At 67.5% G+C, this 14,848-nt stretch carries 18 protein-coding genes; 13 read left to right on the top strand and 5 right to left on the bottom strand.

All coding sequences use genetic code 11. From position 1 onward, the window contains the following. The first annotated feature begins 105 nt into the window (after window positions 1-105). The gene (locus HDA44_RS33870; protein WP_184841508.1) at window positions 106-1,452 is read left to right on the top strand and encodes an AAA family ATPase; all 1,347 of its coding nucleotides are present in this window, start codon (window positions 106-108) and stop codon (window positions 1,450-1,452) included. 275 nt (window positions 1,453-1,727) lie between these two features. Here HDA44_RS33870 and ychF read toward each other — a convergent pair whose 3' ends face one another. Next, a complete protein-coding gene (gene ychF / locus HDA44_RS33865; RefSeq protein ID WP_184841505.1) occupies window positions 1,728-2,804 on the bottom strand; it encodes a redox-regulated ATPase YchF in 1,077 nt (358 codons plus the stop codon). Between ychF and HDA44_RS33860 the strand changes: the two genes are divergently transcribed. The 6 genes from HDA44_RS33860 (at window position 2,794) to HDA44_RS33835 (ending at window position 7,966) form a co-directional block, all read left to right on the top strand. Then, window positions 2,794-3,741: a DUF817 domain-containing protein gene (locus HDA44_RS33860; RefSeq protein WP_337906726.1), complete on the top strand. Its 948-nt coding sequence runs from the start codon at window positions 2,794-2,796 to the stop codon at window positions 3,739-3,741. The genes ychF and HDA44_RS33860 overlap by 11 nt on opposite strands. A 72-nt stretch (window positions 3,742-3,813) precedes the next feature. After that, window positions 3,814-4,581 carry a polysaccharide deacetylase family protein gene (locus HDA44_RS33855; protein WP_184841501.1) on the top strand — a complete coding sequence of 256 codons (768 nt, stop codon included), beginning with the start codon at window positions 3,814-3,816 and terminating at the stop codon, window positions 4,579-4,581. A gap of 46 nt (window positions 4,582-4,627) precedes the next feature. After that, a complete protein-coding gene (locus HDA44_RS33850) occupies window positions 4,628-5,797 on the top strand; it encodes a DNA recombination protein RmuC (protein ID WP_184841499.1) in 1,170 nt (389 codons plus the stop codon). 165 nt (window positions 5,798-5,962) lie between these two features. Further along, on the top strand, window positions 5,963-7,123 hold the full coding sequence (locus HDA44_RS33845; protein WP_184841497.1) for a glycoside hydrolase family 64 protein: 1,161 nt from the start codon (window positions 5,963-5,965) through the stop codon (window positions 7,121-7,123). A 40-nt stretch (window positions 7,124-7,163) separates the two neighbouring features. Further along, on the top strand, window positions 7,164-7,502 hold the full coding sequence (locus HDA44_RS33840; protein ID WP_184841494.1) for a metalloregulator ArsR/SmtB family transcription factor: 339 nt from the start codon (window positions 7,164-7,166) through the stop codon (window positions 7,500-7,502). Further along, a complete protein-coding gene (locus HDA44_RS33835; RefSeq protein WP_184841492.1) occupies window positions 7,499-7,966 on the top strand; it encodes an SRPBCC domain-containing protein in 468 nt (155 codons plus the stop codon). Before HDA44_RS33840 ends, HDA44_RS33835 begins: the two co-directional genes overlap by 4 nt. 24 nt (window positions 7,967-7,990) lie before the next feature. Here the strand turns inward: HDA44_RS33835 and HDA44_RS33830 are convergent, their stop codons facing one another. Then, the gene (locus tag HDA44_RS33830; RefSeq protein ID WP_184841490.1) at window positions 7,991-8,605 is read right to left on the bottom strand and encodes an NAD(P)-dependent oxidoreductase; all 615 of its coding nucleotides are present in this window, start codon (window positions 8,603-8,605) and stop codon (window positions 7,991-7,993) included. 79 nt (window positions 8,606-8,684) lie between these two features. On the opposite strand from HDA44_RS33830, the gene HDA44_RS33825 reads away from it, so the two are divergent. The 3 genes from HDA44_RS33825 to HDA44_RS33815 all read left to right on the top strand — a co-directional run bounded on the left by HDA44_RS33825 (window position 8,685) and on the right by HDA44_RS33815 (window position 10,309). Beyond that, on the top strand, window positions 8,685-9,047 hold the full coding sequence (locus HDA44_RS33825) for a winged helix-turn-helix transcriptional regulator (protein WP_337906723.1): 363 nt from the start codon (window positions 8,685-8,687) through the stop codon (window positions 9,045-9,047). A gap of 101 nt (window positions 9,048-9,148) precedes the next feature. After that, on the top strand, window positions 9,149-9,667 hold the full coding sequence (locus HDA44_RS33820) for a SigE family RNA polymerase sigma factor (protein WP_184841488.1): 519 nt from the start codon (window positions 9,149-9,151) through the stop codon (window positions 9,665-9,667). 3 nt (window positions 9,668-9,670) lie between these two features. Then, window positions 9,671-10,309: a hypothetical protein gene (locus HDA44_RS33815; protein ID WP_184841486.1), complete on the top strand. Its 639-nt coding sequence runs from the start codon at window positions 9,671-9,673 to the stop codon at window positions 10,307-10,309. Here HDA44_RS33815 and HDA44_RS33810 read toward each other — a convergent pair. Together HDA44_RS33810 and HDA44_RS33805 are read right to left on the bottom strand one after the other, a co-directional pair. Further along, complete coding sequence (locus HDA44_RS33810; RefSeq protein ID WP_184841484.1) at window positions 10,302-11,333, bottom strand: 4-hydroxy-3-methylbut-2-enyl diphosphate reductase; 1,032 nt, start codon at window positions 11,331-11,333, stop codon at window positions 10,302-10,304. The genes HDA44_RS33815 and HDA44_RS33810 overlap by 8 nt on opposite strands. A gap of 170 nt (window positions 11,334-11,503) precedes the next feature. After that, complete coding sequence (locus HDA44_RS33805) at window positions 11,504-12,097, bottom strand: dihydrofolate reductase family protein (RefSeq protein WP_184841482.1); 594 nt, start codon at window positions 12,095-12,097, stop codon at window positions 11,504-11,506. A gap of 67 nt (window positions 12,098-12,164) precedes the next feature. Here HDA44_RS33805 and HDA44_RS33800 point away from each other — a divergent pair, with 67 nt between their 5' ends. The 3 genes from HDA44_RS33800 to HDA44_RS33790 are packed head-to-tail and all read left to right on the top strand — an operon-like array spanning window position 12,165 to window position 14,175. Next, the gene (locus tag HDA44_RS33800; RefSeq protein ID WP_184841480.1) at window positions 12,165-12,698 is read left to right on the top strand and encodes a TetR/AcrR family transcriptional regulator; all 534 of its coding nucleotides are present in this window, start codon (window positions 12,165-12,167) and stop codon (window positions 12,696-12,698) included. A gap of 44 nt (window positions 12,699-12,742) precedes the next feature. Next, window positions 12,743-13,963 (top strand): exodeoxyribonuclease VII large subunit, encoded by a 1,221-nt coding sequence (gene xseA, locus HDA44_RS33795; RefSeq protein ID WP_184841478.1) that lies wholly within the window; start codon window positions 12,743-12,745, stop codon window positions 13,961-13,963. Then, complete coding sequence (locus tag HDA44_RS33790) at window positions 13,960-14,175, top strand: exodeoxyribonuclease VII small subunit (protein WP_184841476.1); 216 nt, start codon at window positions 13,960-13,962, stop codon at window positions 14,173-14,175. The genes xseA and HDA44_RS33790 overlap by 4 nt, the downstream gene beginning before the upstream one ends. 71 nt (window positions 14,176-14,246) lie before the next feature. On the opposite strand, the gene HDA44_RS33785 is transcribed toward HDA44_RS33790, so the two are convergent. Next, entirely contained in the window at window positions 14,247-14,822 is a 576-nt protein-coding gene (locus tag HDA44_RS33785) for a TetR/AcrR family transcriptional regulator (protein WP_319043414.1), read from the bottom strand. Window positions 14,823-14,848: the final 26 nt, after the last annotated feature.

Raw genomic sequence — 14,848 nt, 5'->3', positions numbered from 1 at the left:
AACATTGCGCAGCCCGGCACAGTCGACGATCGCGATCGTCGCTGAGATCCCCGATTTGCTCGAAAATCGTTCAAACCAACGCTCTCCGAATGTCATCTTTGACACATGACGCTGCTGAGCTTCACGGTGCGCAATCACAAGAGCATCCGGGACGAGGTGACGGTCGACCTCACGCATCCGTCGCTGCGCACCCTCCGGCCCCAGGATCACGATTGGCTCTCCGTGACATATCCAGTGGCAGGGGTCTTCGGCGGCAACGCGTCCGGCAAGTCCGCCTTGCTGGATGCACTTCGATACGCCTTCGCGGCGATCAGCCTGTCCGCCACAGCCTGGCAGGCGTCGAAGTCCATGCATCGGGCACCGTTCTTGCTCGATGGGACCGCTCGCACGTCATCCAGCACGTACGAGCTCGACTTCGTCCACGAGGGACGCCGGCACCTGTACGGCTTCGAGGTCGACCATGACGGCATCAAACGCGAGTGGCTGCGTGACGTCCCCCGTTCACGGTGGCGCACGCTGCTCGATCGGGACCGTGACGCGAGCACAATCACCTTTCATCCAAGCCTGCGCGCACGGATCGAAGTAACCGGACGTGAGTTGGTGCTCAGCCGCGCGCTGTTGCTGCGCGATACGCCGCTGTATTCCGTGGCTCACAATCTGGCCGTCGGGTTCGACTACGTTCTGGTGAAGGACTCCCACCGCGAGGGACGACTGTCGAGCATCGCGGACTCGCTGGCCGAGGGGAACATCACCTTCACCGACCTCGAAGCACTCTTGCAGGTCGCGGACATCGGCATTGTGAACGTCAGCATCGAGGAGAGGAACATCCCCGAGCACGTACGCCGCGCCGTCCGCCGGCTCCAGCGCGATCTGCGCGAAGAGGAGACGCGACCGAGCGACGCGACCGACGAGAAGGCTGAAGACGAAGACGTGGAGCCCGCCGACCTGGATGACGACCAACTCGCCCAAATGGTCCGGCATATGGTCTTCGTCCATCGCGGCAGCGCTGACGAATGTCCCAAGTTCTCGATCCAGGACGAGAGCGACGGAACGATCGCGTGGCTCGCCATCGCGGTGCCGGCATTGGAGACACTGCGTGCAGGAGGGCTGCTCCTCGTCGACGAGATCGACGCCAGCCTGCATCCTCACCTTCTTGAGGTCCTACTCGGGGCGTTCACTGACCCACTGGTCAACACCCAGGGCGCGCAGCTCATCTTCACCAGCCACGAGTCGTACGTCCTGTCGCCGCTGAGTGAGGTGAAGTTGGAGCCCGAACAGGTCTGGCTCACGGACAAGACCTACGAAGGCGCGACCGAGTTGACCTGCCTCGCCGACTTCCCGAAGCACCCGGACGCGAACATAGCGCGGCGTTATCTCACGGGCCGCTACGGTGGGACTCCCCGACTTTCGCCAAGCATGCTGGCCGCACTCGTCGGCGCCGAGGACCACTGAGATGGCAGTGCCCAAGCCGGGCAGGCGCGCCAACCGACCCAAGAGGCAGCCCGCTCGGCGCATTCTTGTGGTCACCGAGGGAACACGGACCGAACCCCAGTACGTCGAAGGCTTGAATCGCTACCTGCGCAGCGCAGGCGCAACTGCCGTGGAGAAATCGATTCCCGTGGGCATTCGATGCTGTCCACAACGCATGTGAGATTGCTCGCCGAGCGGACCCACAACTGGCAGCCGGGAGGGTCGGCCCCGACCCCTCCTCAGCGATGCCTCTTTTGTTAGACGTTGAAGCGGAACTCGACTACGTCGCCGTCCTGCATCAGGTAGTCCTTGCCTTCCATGCGGACCTTGCCGGCGGCTCGGGCGGCGGTCATGGAGCCGGCTTCGGTCAGGTCGGTGAAGGAGACGATTTCGGCCTTGATGAAGCCGCGCTGGAAGTCGGTGTGGATGACGCCGGCGGCTTCGGGGGCGGTGGCGCCGCGGGGGATGGTCCAGGCGCGGGATTCCTTCGGGCCGGCGGTCAGGTACGTCTGCAGGCCGAGGGTGTCGAAACCGACCCGGGCCAGCACGTCCAGGCCGGGCTCGTCGATGCCCATCTCGGTGAGCATCTCGCGGGCCTCGTCCTCGTCGCCGAGCTCGACCAGCTCGGCCTCGAACTTGGCGTCCAGGAAGATCGCCTCGGCCGGCGCGACCAGGTCCCGCATCTTCTGCTTCAGGTCCTCGTCGGCGAGCTCGTCGGCGTCACAGTTGAAGACGTACAGGTAGGGCTTGGCGGTCATCAGCATCAGTTCGCGCAACGCGTCGCGGTCGACGTCCGTCGCGATGATCGGCGTACCCGCCTCGAGGTGCTTCTGCGCGGCCCGGACCGCGTCCAGGACGGCGACGCTCTCCTTCTTCAGCCGGGCTTCCTTCTCCAGCCGCGGGATCGCCTTCTCGACGGTCTGCAGGTCGGCCAGGATCAGCTCGGTCTGGATGGTGGAGATGTCGTCGGCCGGCGAGACCTTGCCGTCGACGTGGGTGACGTCGTCGTCGCGGAACACCCGGGTGACCTGGCAGATCGCGTCCGACTCGCGGATGTGGCTGAGGAACTTGTTGCCCAGCCCTTCGCCCTCGGACGCGCCGCGGACGATCCCGGCGATGTCGACGAACTGGACGGTGGCCGGGATCACCTTCGCCGATCCGAACACTTCGGCCAGCTTGTGCAGCCGCGGGTCGGGTACGCCGACCACGCCGACGTTCGGCTCGATGGTCGCGAACGGGTAGTTCGCGGCGAGTACGTCGTTCTTGGTGAGCGCGTTGAACAGGGTGGACTTGCCCGCGTTCGGGAGCCCGACGATTCCGATGGTGAGTGCCACGGGAGGCAAGGGTACGCGGCCGGGGCGCCGAACCCCCAACCAGCCGCCCGGATCCGGCGTCTTCCCCACCGTGACCACCTGGACCGATCGTACCGGCCTGTCCTCACGCTTCGTGTTCGGCTGCGTGCAACTGCTCCGTTTCGGCTGGCTCGAAGTGGTGTCGTGCCTGTTCCCGGCGTTCCTGTTCGCGGGCCTGGCGGTGTCCAAGTACGTCGACCTGCCGATCGCCCGGTACGACGCGCTGCTGCTGTACTGCCTCGTACTGACACTGCTCTTCTGGCTGGTCCGGCTGGAGACGTGGCGCGAGGTGGCGGTGATCTTCGGTTTCCACCTGGTGGGACTCGGGCTCGAGTTGTTCAAGGTGCACGTCGGCTCCTGGCAGTACCCGGGTGACGCGGTGACGAAGTTCGCGGGCGTGCCGCTGTTCGCCGGGTTCATGTACGCCGCGGTGGGCAGCTACCTCTGTCAGGCCTGGCGCCGGTTCGACCTCCGCGTGAGTGGATACCGCCCGCTCCAGACCACGGTGTTCGCCGTACTGATCTATCTGAACTTCTTCACCCACCACTGGCTGCCCGACCTGCGGATCCCGATCGCGATCGGCCTGCTGGTCGTGCTGCGCCGGGCCTGGGTGTTCTTCACGGTCGGCGTACGGCGCTACCGGATGCCACTGGCGGTGTCCTTCGCGCTGATCGGCTTCTTCCTCTGGATCGCGGAGAACGCCGGCACCTTCCTGGACGCGTGGAACTATCCCGATCAGGTCAGCGTGTGGCGAATCGTACATCCGGAGAAATTCGGTGCTTGGTCGTTGCTGGTCAGCATGAGCTTTGTGCTGGTCGCGAGCGTGAAATCACTGGAAGGCAGGCTGTACCACCGCGGTACCGCCGCGACAGTCGAGATCTCTCCGCAACACGACCGCGCCAACCAAGCTGACGGGTAAGGCGTCTTCCACTCATGTGAGGGCTCCTGAGGGGGAGCTGGGAAACCGCCTGATCCGCAAGGGGGAGATTTGATGTCCCGTAAGTTCGCCGCGCTCGTCGCGACCGGAGTCGCGCTCGCCGTCGTCGCCGGTTCGCTGCTCGTTCTGGCGCTCGGGCACGAACGGCAACCGAAACCGGCGGCCGCGACCTCACGGAGTTCGGCGACACCGGGTCCGGAGCCGACCGAGACGCCGACGCTGAACGCGCCGCCGTCGACCCCGCGGCGGCCGGCCCCGAACCCGACCGCGGCGCTTGCCTCCGGCAACAAAAAGGTGCTGTTCTTCAGCTTCGACGACGGCCCGGACCCGCTCTGGACGCCACGGATCCTGCAGGTCCTGGCCAAGTACGGAGCGCACGCGACGTTCTTCGAGCTGGGCGAGATGCAGGCAGCGCACCCGGGCCTGCGCGAGCAGGTACTTGCTGCCGGCAACACCATCGGCAGCCACTCGATCACGCACCCGCAGCTGACCGCGGTGTCACCGGCGAAACGGCACCACGAGATCTTCGACGGACCGCAGTCGACCTGCTTCCGGCCGCCGTACGGCGCGTCGAACCCGAAGGTACGCGCCGACATCCGGGCCGCCGGGAAGGTCCAGGTGCTCTGGAACGTCGACCCCCGCGACTGGGCCCGGCCGGGCACGAACGCGATCGTGCACAACATCCTGACCCGCGCGCACAACCGCGACATCATCCTGATGCACGACGGCGGCGGGAACCGCGCGCAGACGGTGGCGGCGCTGGACAAGGTGCTTCCGTTGCTGAAGGCGCAGGGATACAGCTTTCCCGCGATGGATTGCTGAGCGTCGGTCCCGAAAACTGTCGGTGGCCTTCGGCACCATCAGTGCCATGACCGGTACGACGCTGCTGCTGATCCTGCTGTTCGGTTTCATCGGGCTGCTGCTGGGCGCCGCGTTCGGCGTGCTCTGGGCGCGCGGGCGCGACGGTTCCCGGCTGGCCCGGATCACCGCCGAGCGGGACGCGGCCGAGGACCGGGTCGTCGAGCTGACCCAGGAGCGGACGTCCGTCGGTCAGCAGCTGGGCGGCCAGGCGGTGGTGAAGGAGGCGCTGGATCGCCTGCACGCGCAACTGGGCGAGCTCGAGAAGGGGCGGGCGGCCTGGCAGAGCCAGCTGCACCAGCAGGTCAACGAGGTGCGGATGAGCGGCGAGGCGTTGCGCCGCGAGACCGCGTCGCTGTCGACCGCGCTCCGAAAACCGCAGGTCCGCGGGCGCTGGGGCGAGCTGCACCTGCGCCGGACCGTCGAGCTGGCCGGGATGGTCGCGCACTGCGACTTCACCGAGCAGGCGACGACCTTCGGGGAGGACGGCATCCTGCGTCCGGACCTGGTGGTCCGGCTTGCCGAGGGCAAGAATCTCGTCGTCGACTCGAAGGTGCCGCTGGCGGCGTTCCTGGACGCGAGCGAGTCCGATGACGCCGAGTTCCGCGAGGACCGGTTGCGCGCGCATGCCCGGCATCTGCGTACGCATGTCGACCAGCTGTCCGCGAAGGCGTACTGGACCAGGCTTTCGCCGTCACCGGAGTTCGTGATCCTGTTCGTACCCGGCGAGTCGTTCTTGTCGGCGGCCCTCGACGTCGAGCCGGCCCTGCTGGAGTACGCGGCGGAGCGGCGGGTGATCCTGGCGACTCCGACGACGCTGATCGCGACGCTGCGCGCGGCCGCGTACGCGTGGAACCAGTCGGCGCTGACCGAGTCGGCGCAGCAGGTGTTCGAGCTCGGGCGGGAGCTGTACGAGCGCCTGGGCACGATGGGCGATCATCTCGGCCGGGTCGGGCGCTCGCTGACGTCAGCGGTCGAGGCGTACAACGGGACGGTCGGATCGTTCGAGCGGCGGGTCTTCATCACGGCCCGCAAACTCCGCGACCTGCACGTCACCGAGTCCGAGCTGACCGCGATGGAGTCGATCGAGGCGTCCGTGCGACCTCTCACCGCGCCCGAGTTCCTCGCCCTGGAAGACCCCCAACCCACCAGACACTGGCCCCCGACCCAGGCCGGCTGACGCGCAGGTCTCTGCTCCCCGGCCCCAGCCAGCTGGACGGCCAGGACCTGCGCCCGAGCCGATCCCCCCGCCTGTCGGAAAGCCGACAGTAGTCAGCCGTTGACACTAGGTGGTTGCCTCACGACAGGATGAGAGCGCTCTCTCAAGCGACGTGAGGAGAACACCATGCGCTTCGCAACACGACTGCCGATCGTCATCGCGGCGGCGGCACTGACCGGCATCTTGTCGGCACCACCAGCCCCAGCGGCGGTACCGACGACTATTCCACTGACCGTCACCAACAACTCGGGGCGCGCGGACGCCGTCTACATCTACAACCTGGGCACCAACCTGGCGACTGGGCAGCAGGGCTGGGCCGACGCCGCCGGTACGTTCCACGCCTGGCCGGCCGGCGGCAACCCGCCGGCCCCAGCACCGGACGCATCCATCCCAGGACCGGCGAACGGCCAAGCAACCACGATCCAGCTACCGAAGTTCTCCGGCCGGGTGTACTTCTCGTACGGCCAAAAGCTCGTCTTCAAACTGACCACCGGCGGCCTGGTGCAACCGGCCGTACAGAACCCCAGCGACCCGAACCGGAACATCCTGTTCAACTGGTCGGAGTACACGCTGAACGATGGTGGGCTGTGGATCAACAGCACCCAGGTCGACATGTTCTCCGCGCCGTACGCGGTCGGCGTCAACGGAAACACCACCGGCCGCCTCAAGCCCGGCGGGTACAACGCGGTCTACAACACGCTCCGCGACACCGCCGGCGGTTGGGGCGGGCTGATCCAGACAGCACCCGATGGCTCGGTGCTGCGTGCGCTTTCTCCGTTGTACGGCGTGGAAACCGGCGCCCTTCCCGCGAATGCGATGGATGACTACATCAATCGAGTCTGGTCGAAGTACGCCTCGGAAACGCTGACCGTGGCCCCGTTCGGTGAGGGTACGAAGTACTTCGGCCGTGTCACGGGCAATGTCATGAACTTCACCGACGGTTCCGGCGCGGTCGTCACGTCATTCCAGAAACCTGATTCGGCCAGCGTTTTCGGCTGCTTCAAACTGCTCGACGCACCGAACGACCAGATCCGCGGACCAATTTCCCGTACGCTCTGCGCCGGTTTCAACCGCACCACCCTGCTGACGAACCCCAACCAGCCGGACCCGAGCAACGCGAACTTCTACCAGGACGCCGTCACCAACCAGTACGCCAAAACCATCCACGCCCAGATGGCCGACACCCGCGCCTACGCCTTCGCCTTCGACGACGTCGGCAACCACGAGTCCCTGATCCACGCCCCCAACCCCCAACAAGCCACCCTGACCCTCGACCCCCTCAACTGACCCCTTGACGCCAAGTTCCGTTAGTGGCAACTTACCGTTCGTGGAAACTTACGGATCACTTGTTGCCGCGGGGCCTGTGCTGGACGCGCTGGGCGACCCGACCCGCAGGGTGATCCTCGAGACCCTGCGGACTGGTGGGCCGTGCTCGGTCGGTGGCCTGGCTGAGCACCTGCCCGTCAGCCGGCCGGCCATTTCGCAGCATCTGAAGGTGCTCGGGGCGGTCGGTCTGGTACGGCACGAGTCGCGCGGTACGCGCAACATCTACCGGGTCCACCAGGCCGGTCTCGACGAGCTGCGGAAGTGGCTCGACCAGTTCTGGGGCGATGCGCTGCAGGCGTACGCCGAGCACGTCAAGCGGACCGACGAGGAGCGGAGATGAACGTGGAGCAGGAGATCGCACCACTGGTGAAACAGGTGGTCGTACCGGTCGGCGTCGAGCGAGCGTTCGAGGCGTTCACCGCGGAGACATCGGCCTGGTGGCCACTGTTCGGCCACTCGGTCGGCGAAGACGCGGCGCGCGAGGTACGTCTGGAGGGCGCTGTCGGCGGCCGCATCGTCGAGTACGGCGCGGCCGGCGAGCTAGCGACCTGGGGAACTTTGTCCGCCTGGAATCCGCCGCGGTCGCTGAGCTTCAGCTGGCATCCCGGCAGCGAGCCGAGTGAGGCCGGCCGGGTCACCGTCACATTCACGCCTACCGCGGCCGGCACCGAGGTCCGGCTGGTTCATTCCGGGTGGGAGCATCGCGGTGACGGCGCCCGGGCGCGGCTCAGCTACGACACCGGCTGGGACTACGTGCTGGGGAAGTACGTGGAGCACCTACCCGAGCAGCCGAACACCCAGTAGCCCACTGCCCCAGTAGCCCCGTGCTCAGTAGCCCAGGGTGAAGCGGTGGTGGTTGTGGGCCGGCTGCTCCAGCTCGTCGACCAGGGCGATCGCGTAGTCCTCGGCGGAGATGTGGTCGCCGATCGGCTCGTCCAGACCGAGGCGGAAGACACCGGTACGTTCGCCCGGCGCGATCGTCAGCGCCGGGGACAGCATCGTCCAGTTGACCTCTTCGCCGGTGGCGCGAAGGTTCTCCAGCGCCTGGGAGACGGTCAGTGACTCGTTCTTGTACGCCGCCGGGAAGTCGGGCGCGTCCACCACCCGGTTGCCGTTGACAACCAAACTGCCCGCGCCACCGACCACGATCAGCCGGGTCGCGGTGCCACGTACCGCCGCGACCAGGGTGTCGACCGCGTCCAGGTACTCCTGGTGGTCGCCACCCGCCCGGCTCGGACCGATCGCCGCGACCAGTGCGTCGACGTCCGCGGCCAGCTCCTTCGCCGCCGCGACATCGTTCGCGTTCGCCCGCACCGCGCGGACGCCGGCCGGAAGTTCACCGCCGGATCGAGTGACGCCGGTCACCTCGTGCCCACGACCGATCGCCTCGGCGACCACTCGGCTGCCGACCATCCCACTCGCGCCGTACACCGCGATCTTCATTCCCAGTTTCCTTTCGATTGGCTCTGACCTCGACAGTATCGATTGGTAACTGGCTACTTCAACGTGCTATAAGTACCTTGTGGTAACCAAAGGCAACGTCTTCGACCCGAACTGCCCGACCCGGGTGATCCTGGACCGGATCGGCGACAAGTGGACCGTGCTCGCCGTCCTGCTGCTGCGCGACGGCCCGCTGCGCTTCACCGAGCTCCGCGACGGCATCGGCCGGGTCGCGCCGAAGGTACTCACCCAGACGCTGCGCCGGATGGAGCGCGACGGCCTGATCACCCGTGAGGTGTTCGCCGAGATCCCGCCCCGTGTCGTCTACACGCTCACGCCGCTCGGTACGTCGCTGATCGCCCCGATCAGCGTCCTGTCCGACTGGGCCGAAAACCACCTGCCGGCCATCACTACTGCCCAGACCCGGTACGACGCCGCGGTCTGAAGATCACAACCTCGATTCCGCCGGATCACAGCTCAACCTTTCGGAACCTTCGGCTCATCACACTCCTGACCGGGTGAGAGAAAGCTGCCGAGGGGTGTGGGATGGATCCAGGACGGGATCTCGAGTTCGCCGAGTTCGTGGACGGACGGTTCACGGCGTTACAGCGATTCGGGTACCTGCTGACCGGAGAATGGCATCTGGCCGAGGATCTCGTCCAGACGAGCCTGACCAAGGTGTGGTTCCACCGGAACTCGCTGCGCAGCGGCAACGCGCTGGAGAGCTACACCCGCACGGTGATGGTGAACACCAGTACGCAGTGGTGGCGCCGGAAATGGAAGGGCGAGACGCCGACGGAGTACCTTCCGGAGCCGGCCGCACCGTCCGAGTACGGGGTGGTGGACGATCGTGACCTGTTGCTCAGGGCACTCGCCACGCTCCCCCGGCGTACCCGCGCGACGCTGGTGCTGCGGTACTTCGAGGATCTGCCCGAAGCGGAGATCGCCCAGATCATGGGCTGTTCGGTCGGCACCGTGAAGAGCAACGTGTCCCGCGGGCTGGCGAAACTCCGCGAACATCACCTGGTCGCCGCCGTCTCCTCCCCTGCCCAGAAGGAGGGCTGAGCCATGACCGACGATCTGAAAAGCCGGTTCGAGCAGTTGGTGGCCGATCCGCCGCCGCCCAGCGCCGTACCGAGCGAAGCAGTGTTCAACCGGGTCCGGACGGTACGCCGGCGGCGCGCGACCGGCGTCGCACTGGTGGCCGCCGCCGGCGCGGCGGCAGTCGCCCTTGCCCTCGGCAACGTCACGGACATCGGCGGCGCGCCACCGGTGACGAACAGCCCCGGCGCACCGAAATCGGTGATCACCGGCCCGCCGACGGTTACCCCGAAACCACCGCCACCGATCCAGGTAGTCCTCAAACCAGCAATCAAAGGCCGCACCGTGACCATGAACATCACGGTCTCCGGCAAGGCATACATCCCGAAGGTGCAGCCGGAGAACACGGTGCTACCGGCAACCACGTCGTTCCTGAACCTGTCGGCGGGGACCGTCTACGCCTTCGGCGACGGCTACAACACCGGCTCCGACGGTGGGGCGGTCGACTGCGCCCGCACTCAGCTCAAGTCGGGGTCCGAGAGCTATCAGTCGGAGAGCCACACGTTCAAACGCCCCGGCACCTACAAGTTCACCTACACGGTGCACTACTGCGGAACGAAAGGCTGGTTTCCGACCACCGCGACCACAACGGTGACGGTCAGATAGTCCAGGCGTGGTCGGAGGTGCCGGTGGTGGGGAGGCCGGCGGCCTTCAGGTCGGCGCGGAGGTCGCGGGGGAGGGCGAAGGTGAGGCTCTCCTCCGCGGTGGTGACCTCCTGGACATCGGCGTAACCGCGCTCGGCAAGCCAGCGCAGGACGTCGCGGACCAGCACCTCGGGTACGCTCGCGCCGCTGCTCACCCCGACCGCGTCGACGCCGTCCAGCCAGGCCTCGTCGATCTCGTCGGCGAAGTCGACCAGGTAACCGGCCTTCGCGCCGTGCTCGACCGCCACCTCGACCAGGCGCACCGAGTTGGACGAGTTACGGGAGCCGACCACGAGCATCAGGTCGGCCTCCGGCGCGAGCTTCTTCACCGCCGCCTGCCGGTTCTGCGTCGCGTAGCAGATGTCGTCGCTCGGCGGGTCCTGCAAGTGCGGGAACCGTTCGCGCAACCGGCGTACCGTCTCCATCGTCTCGTCGACGGACAGCGTGGTCTGGGACAGCCAGACCACCTTCTCCGGGTCGCGGACGGTCACGTTGGGTACGTCGTCCGGGCCGTCGACCAGGTGTACGTGATCGGGCGCCTCGCCGGACGTACCGATGACTTCCTCATGACCTTCGTGGCCGATCAGCAGGATGTCGTAGTCGGTGGCGGCGAACCGCTTCGCCTCGTGATGCACCTTCGTCACCAGCGGGCAGGTCGCGTCGATCGTCTTCAACTGCCGCGCGGCCGCCTCCTCGTGCACCACCGGGGCCACGCCGTGCGCGGAGAAGATCACCGTCTCGCCCTCGGGCACCTCGTCGGTCTCGTCGACGAAGATCGCACCGCGCTTCTGCAAGGTCTGCACGACATACTTGTTGTGCACGATCTCCTTGCGCACGTACACCGGCGGTCCGTACAGATCGAGCGCCTTCTCCACCGCGACGACGGCTCGGTCCACGCCGGCGCAGTACCCCCGGGGGGCCGCCAGCAGCACCCGCTTGGTCCGCACCGCGGTCGAAGTACCAGAGTCGTCAGGCTGGGCAGTCACGCTCCAATGGTACGGGCCGCACCCGACCGACTCGACCCATGCCCTGTGACCACCATCACCCCGAGGAGCCGCCCGCCCTGTCGGAGCGGCTCCTCACGGGAGGTGAACCAGCCCGGCAAGAATCCCCCGAAAACCCCTTCACCGCAAAGGATTTTCGCCGACTCAGGGCATCACGGCTTGCGGTAGGTGAGGACTGCGATGCCGCTGCCGTAGATCTGGTGGTCGGTGAGTTCGAGTGTCCGGACGTCGGTCTGCTCAGATTCGAAGAGCTTGACGCCGGCGCCGATCACGACCGGGTTGACCTTGATCACCAGGCGGTCGATCTCCGGCCACAAGGACTCGGCCAGCGCGCCGCCGCCGCAGAGCCAGATCCCCAGGCCTGGTTCGCGTTTGAGCTCGCGGACGCGCTCCACCGGGTCGGTGCCGACGAGCTCGACCGTCGGGTCGGGGCTCGCGCCGAGCGTTCGGCTGAACACCAGGTTGCGCAACCGCGGATACGCGTTGGTGGTGCCGAGTTCGACGCCGAGCTCCCACGTCCGTCGCCCCATCAGCACGGTGTCGAAGACGCGGTTCTCCGCGTCCAGCCCGAGCGCCTGCCGCACCGCCCCGGGCAGCGTCTCCGGGTACGCCTCGATCAGCGGCACGGAGTGGTCGCCCTGGGACAGGAAGAACCCGCCCGGGCTCACGTCGGTCGGGTCACCGCCGTCGTCGGCGGCGACGTACCCGTCCAGGCTGGCGGCGATGAAGTAGGTCAGTTCGCGCATGTCTCCCTCTCGTAAACACTTCGTCCGTAGTACTCTATACGTAGTGGTTTCATCCTCAAGGAGTTTGATGCGTACCAACCCTGAACGGCGGACCGCGCTCGTCGACGCGGCGATCGAGGTGCTCGCTGCCGACGGCGCGCGCGGGCTCACGTTCCGCTCGGTGGACGTCGCGGCCGGCGTACCGCACGGCACCGCCTCGAACTACTTCGCCAACCGCGACGACCTGCTCCTGCAAGCAGGCCTGCGGGTCCACGACCGGCTCGGCCCCGACAGCGCCGATCTCGATCAGCCGCCGTCGACCGAGTTCCTCGGCGCGCTCCTCGGCCTGCTGCGCGCCCGGCTCAGCGCCGACCGGTCCGGGTACCTCGCGCTGCTCGAGCTCCGCCTCGAAGCGACCCGCCGCCCCGCGTTGCAAGCGGCGCTCGCCCGGCGCGTACGCGAGAACCTCGACGAAACCATGCGGCTGCACCGCGAACACGGGCTGCCCGGCGATCCGCTGCTGCTCTACCTCGCCGTCGGTGGCTACATGCTGGAGCAGCTGACCCTGCCCGGCGTACTCCCCGACGGCGTGCTCGAACGTGTTGTCCGGGAGTTCACCTGAGGCGCCTGACCCGGTTTGTCGGTGCGGGGTCGTAGGGTCTGGGGGTGGCTTTGGAGACGTCGCCGGATGCGCCCGCCGCCGTTCGTACGATTGCGAACGGCATTGCGAGCTGGATCAATCAGCTCGGGGCAGTGTGGGTCGAGGGGCAGCTGACGGACGTCTCGATCGGGCGCGGGACGACCACCGTTTTCGGTACGCTCCGGGACACCGACGCCGATATCTCGCTGCGGTTCACCTGCAATCGCCGGGTGTTCGAAGCGGTCGACCCGCCGGTCACGGACGGTTCGCGGGTAGTGGTGAACGCCAAGCCGAACTTCTTCGCCCGCCGCGGCACCCTCGCGCTCGCGGTGAACGAGATCCGTCACGTCGGCATCGGCGAGCTGCTGGCGCGGATCGAGCGCCTCAAACAGTTGCTGGCGGCAGAGGGCCTCTTCGCCGCGTACCGGAAACAGAAACTGCCCTTTCTCCCGCACACGATCGGCCTGATCTGCGGACGCGACTCGGCCGCCGAGCGGGACGTACTCGAGAACGCGAAACGCCGCTGGCCCGCGGTGGCGTTCCGGATCGAGTACGCGTCGGTGCAGGGACCGTCCGCGGCCGGTGAGGTGATGACCGCGCTGCGGAAACTGGACGCGGACGAGGCCGTCGAGGTGATCGTGATTGCCCGCGGCGGCGGCTCACTGGAGGACCTGCTGCCGTTCTCCGACGAGGGCCTGATCCGCGCGGTTTCCAAGACGGGTACGCCGGTGGTGAGCGCGATCGGCCACGAGCCGGACTCACCACTCCTCGACCTGGTCGCGGACCTGCGCGCGTCGACGCCGACCGACGCGGCGAAACGCATCGTGCCGGACGTCCGCGAGGAGCTCGACGGCGTACGCCTGCTGCGGGAGCGCGGTTTGCGAGCAATCACCTCCTGGCTGGACCGGGAGACGCACGCGCTGGCGGCGGTGCGCAGCCGGCCGGCGCTGGCAGCTCCGGTGACCGACCTGCAGCGGCGCGGCGACGAAATCACGGCGCTGGTCGAGCGAAACCGCCGGACCCTGACGCACCGGCTGGACCGCGCCAGCGACGACATCACGCACCGGCTGGCGAGCGTCCGGGCCTTGTCACCGAAGGCGACGCTCGAGCGCGGATACTCGGTGCTGCAACTGGCCGACGGCACCGCCGTCCGGGAAATGGCGCAGGTGGCGCCCGGGGACCTGCTGCAAGCGCGGGTCACCGACGGCCGCTTCGCGGTGGAAGTCAAGTCCGAGGAGACGAAGTGAGCGGCGACCGACCGGAAATATCCTACGAGCAGGCCCGCGAGGAGCTGATCGAGGTCGTCCGCAAACTGGAGGCCGGCGGCACCACTCTGGAGGAGTCCCTGGCCCTGTGGGAGCGCGGCGAGGAACTCGCCACCACCTGCCAACACTGGCTGGACGGCGCCCGCGAACGCCTGACCAAGGCCCAAGCCACCCACGAACAAAAACCCAACTAAACCAAGTCCCCCGGGCACAACCGCCCCCAGCACCAACCACCGGCGGGTAACCGGCTGGACCGGGGCGGCGGTCAGGTCGGCAGCAGGGCTTTGGCTACTGCGGTGAGCCCAGCCTTGAGCCGCTCAAGGTCGAACCCCTGGCCCCGCAACGCGTTGTGCAGATCCGCCGCGAGCGGCGCCAGCAGGACATGTGCCGTGTAGTCGGCGTCCAGCCCCGACCGGGCCGCCTCGATCAAATGGGCCAGATGCCGGTGCCAAAGGTGGTACGACCCGATCCGGTACCGCGCCCCGTCCGACGCGTTCTCGCTGTCCATGAACAGCTCGACATGCCGATCAAGCAGCTCCAGGTACGCCTCCAGAAACGCCTCGACCCGAAGCACCGGCGGCGCGCCAGGCCCCAGCGGCGGCGGCCCGTTGAGCATCTTCGCCTGCAGCTCCTGCTCACGCTCGTCCAGTAGCGCGACCGCCAGCCCGGCCCGGTCCCCGAACCGCCGGAACACGGTCCCCTTCCCCACCCCGGCCTCGGCGGCGATCGCGTCGAGCGACACGTTCTTCACGCCGTGCTCGGTGAACAACCGGTCGGCCGCCTCCAGAACCCGGAGCCGGTTCCGCCGCGCATCCGCGCGCTCCGGGCGTGGTTCACCCACCACCGGCAAACCTCGTTGTGAAACGG

Origin of the sequence: Kribbella solani (genome assembly GCF_014205295.1) — a bacterium.
Classification (GTDB): domain Bacteria; phylum Actinomycetota; class Actinomycetes; order Propionibacteriales; family Kribbellaceae; genus Kribbella; species Kribbella solani.
This window is presented reverse-complemented; position numbering and strand designations above follow the sequence as displayed.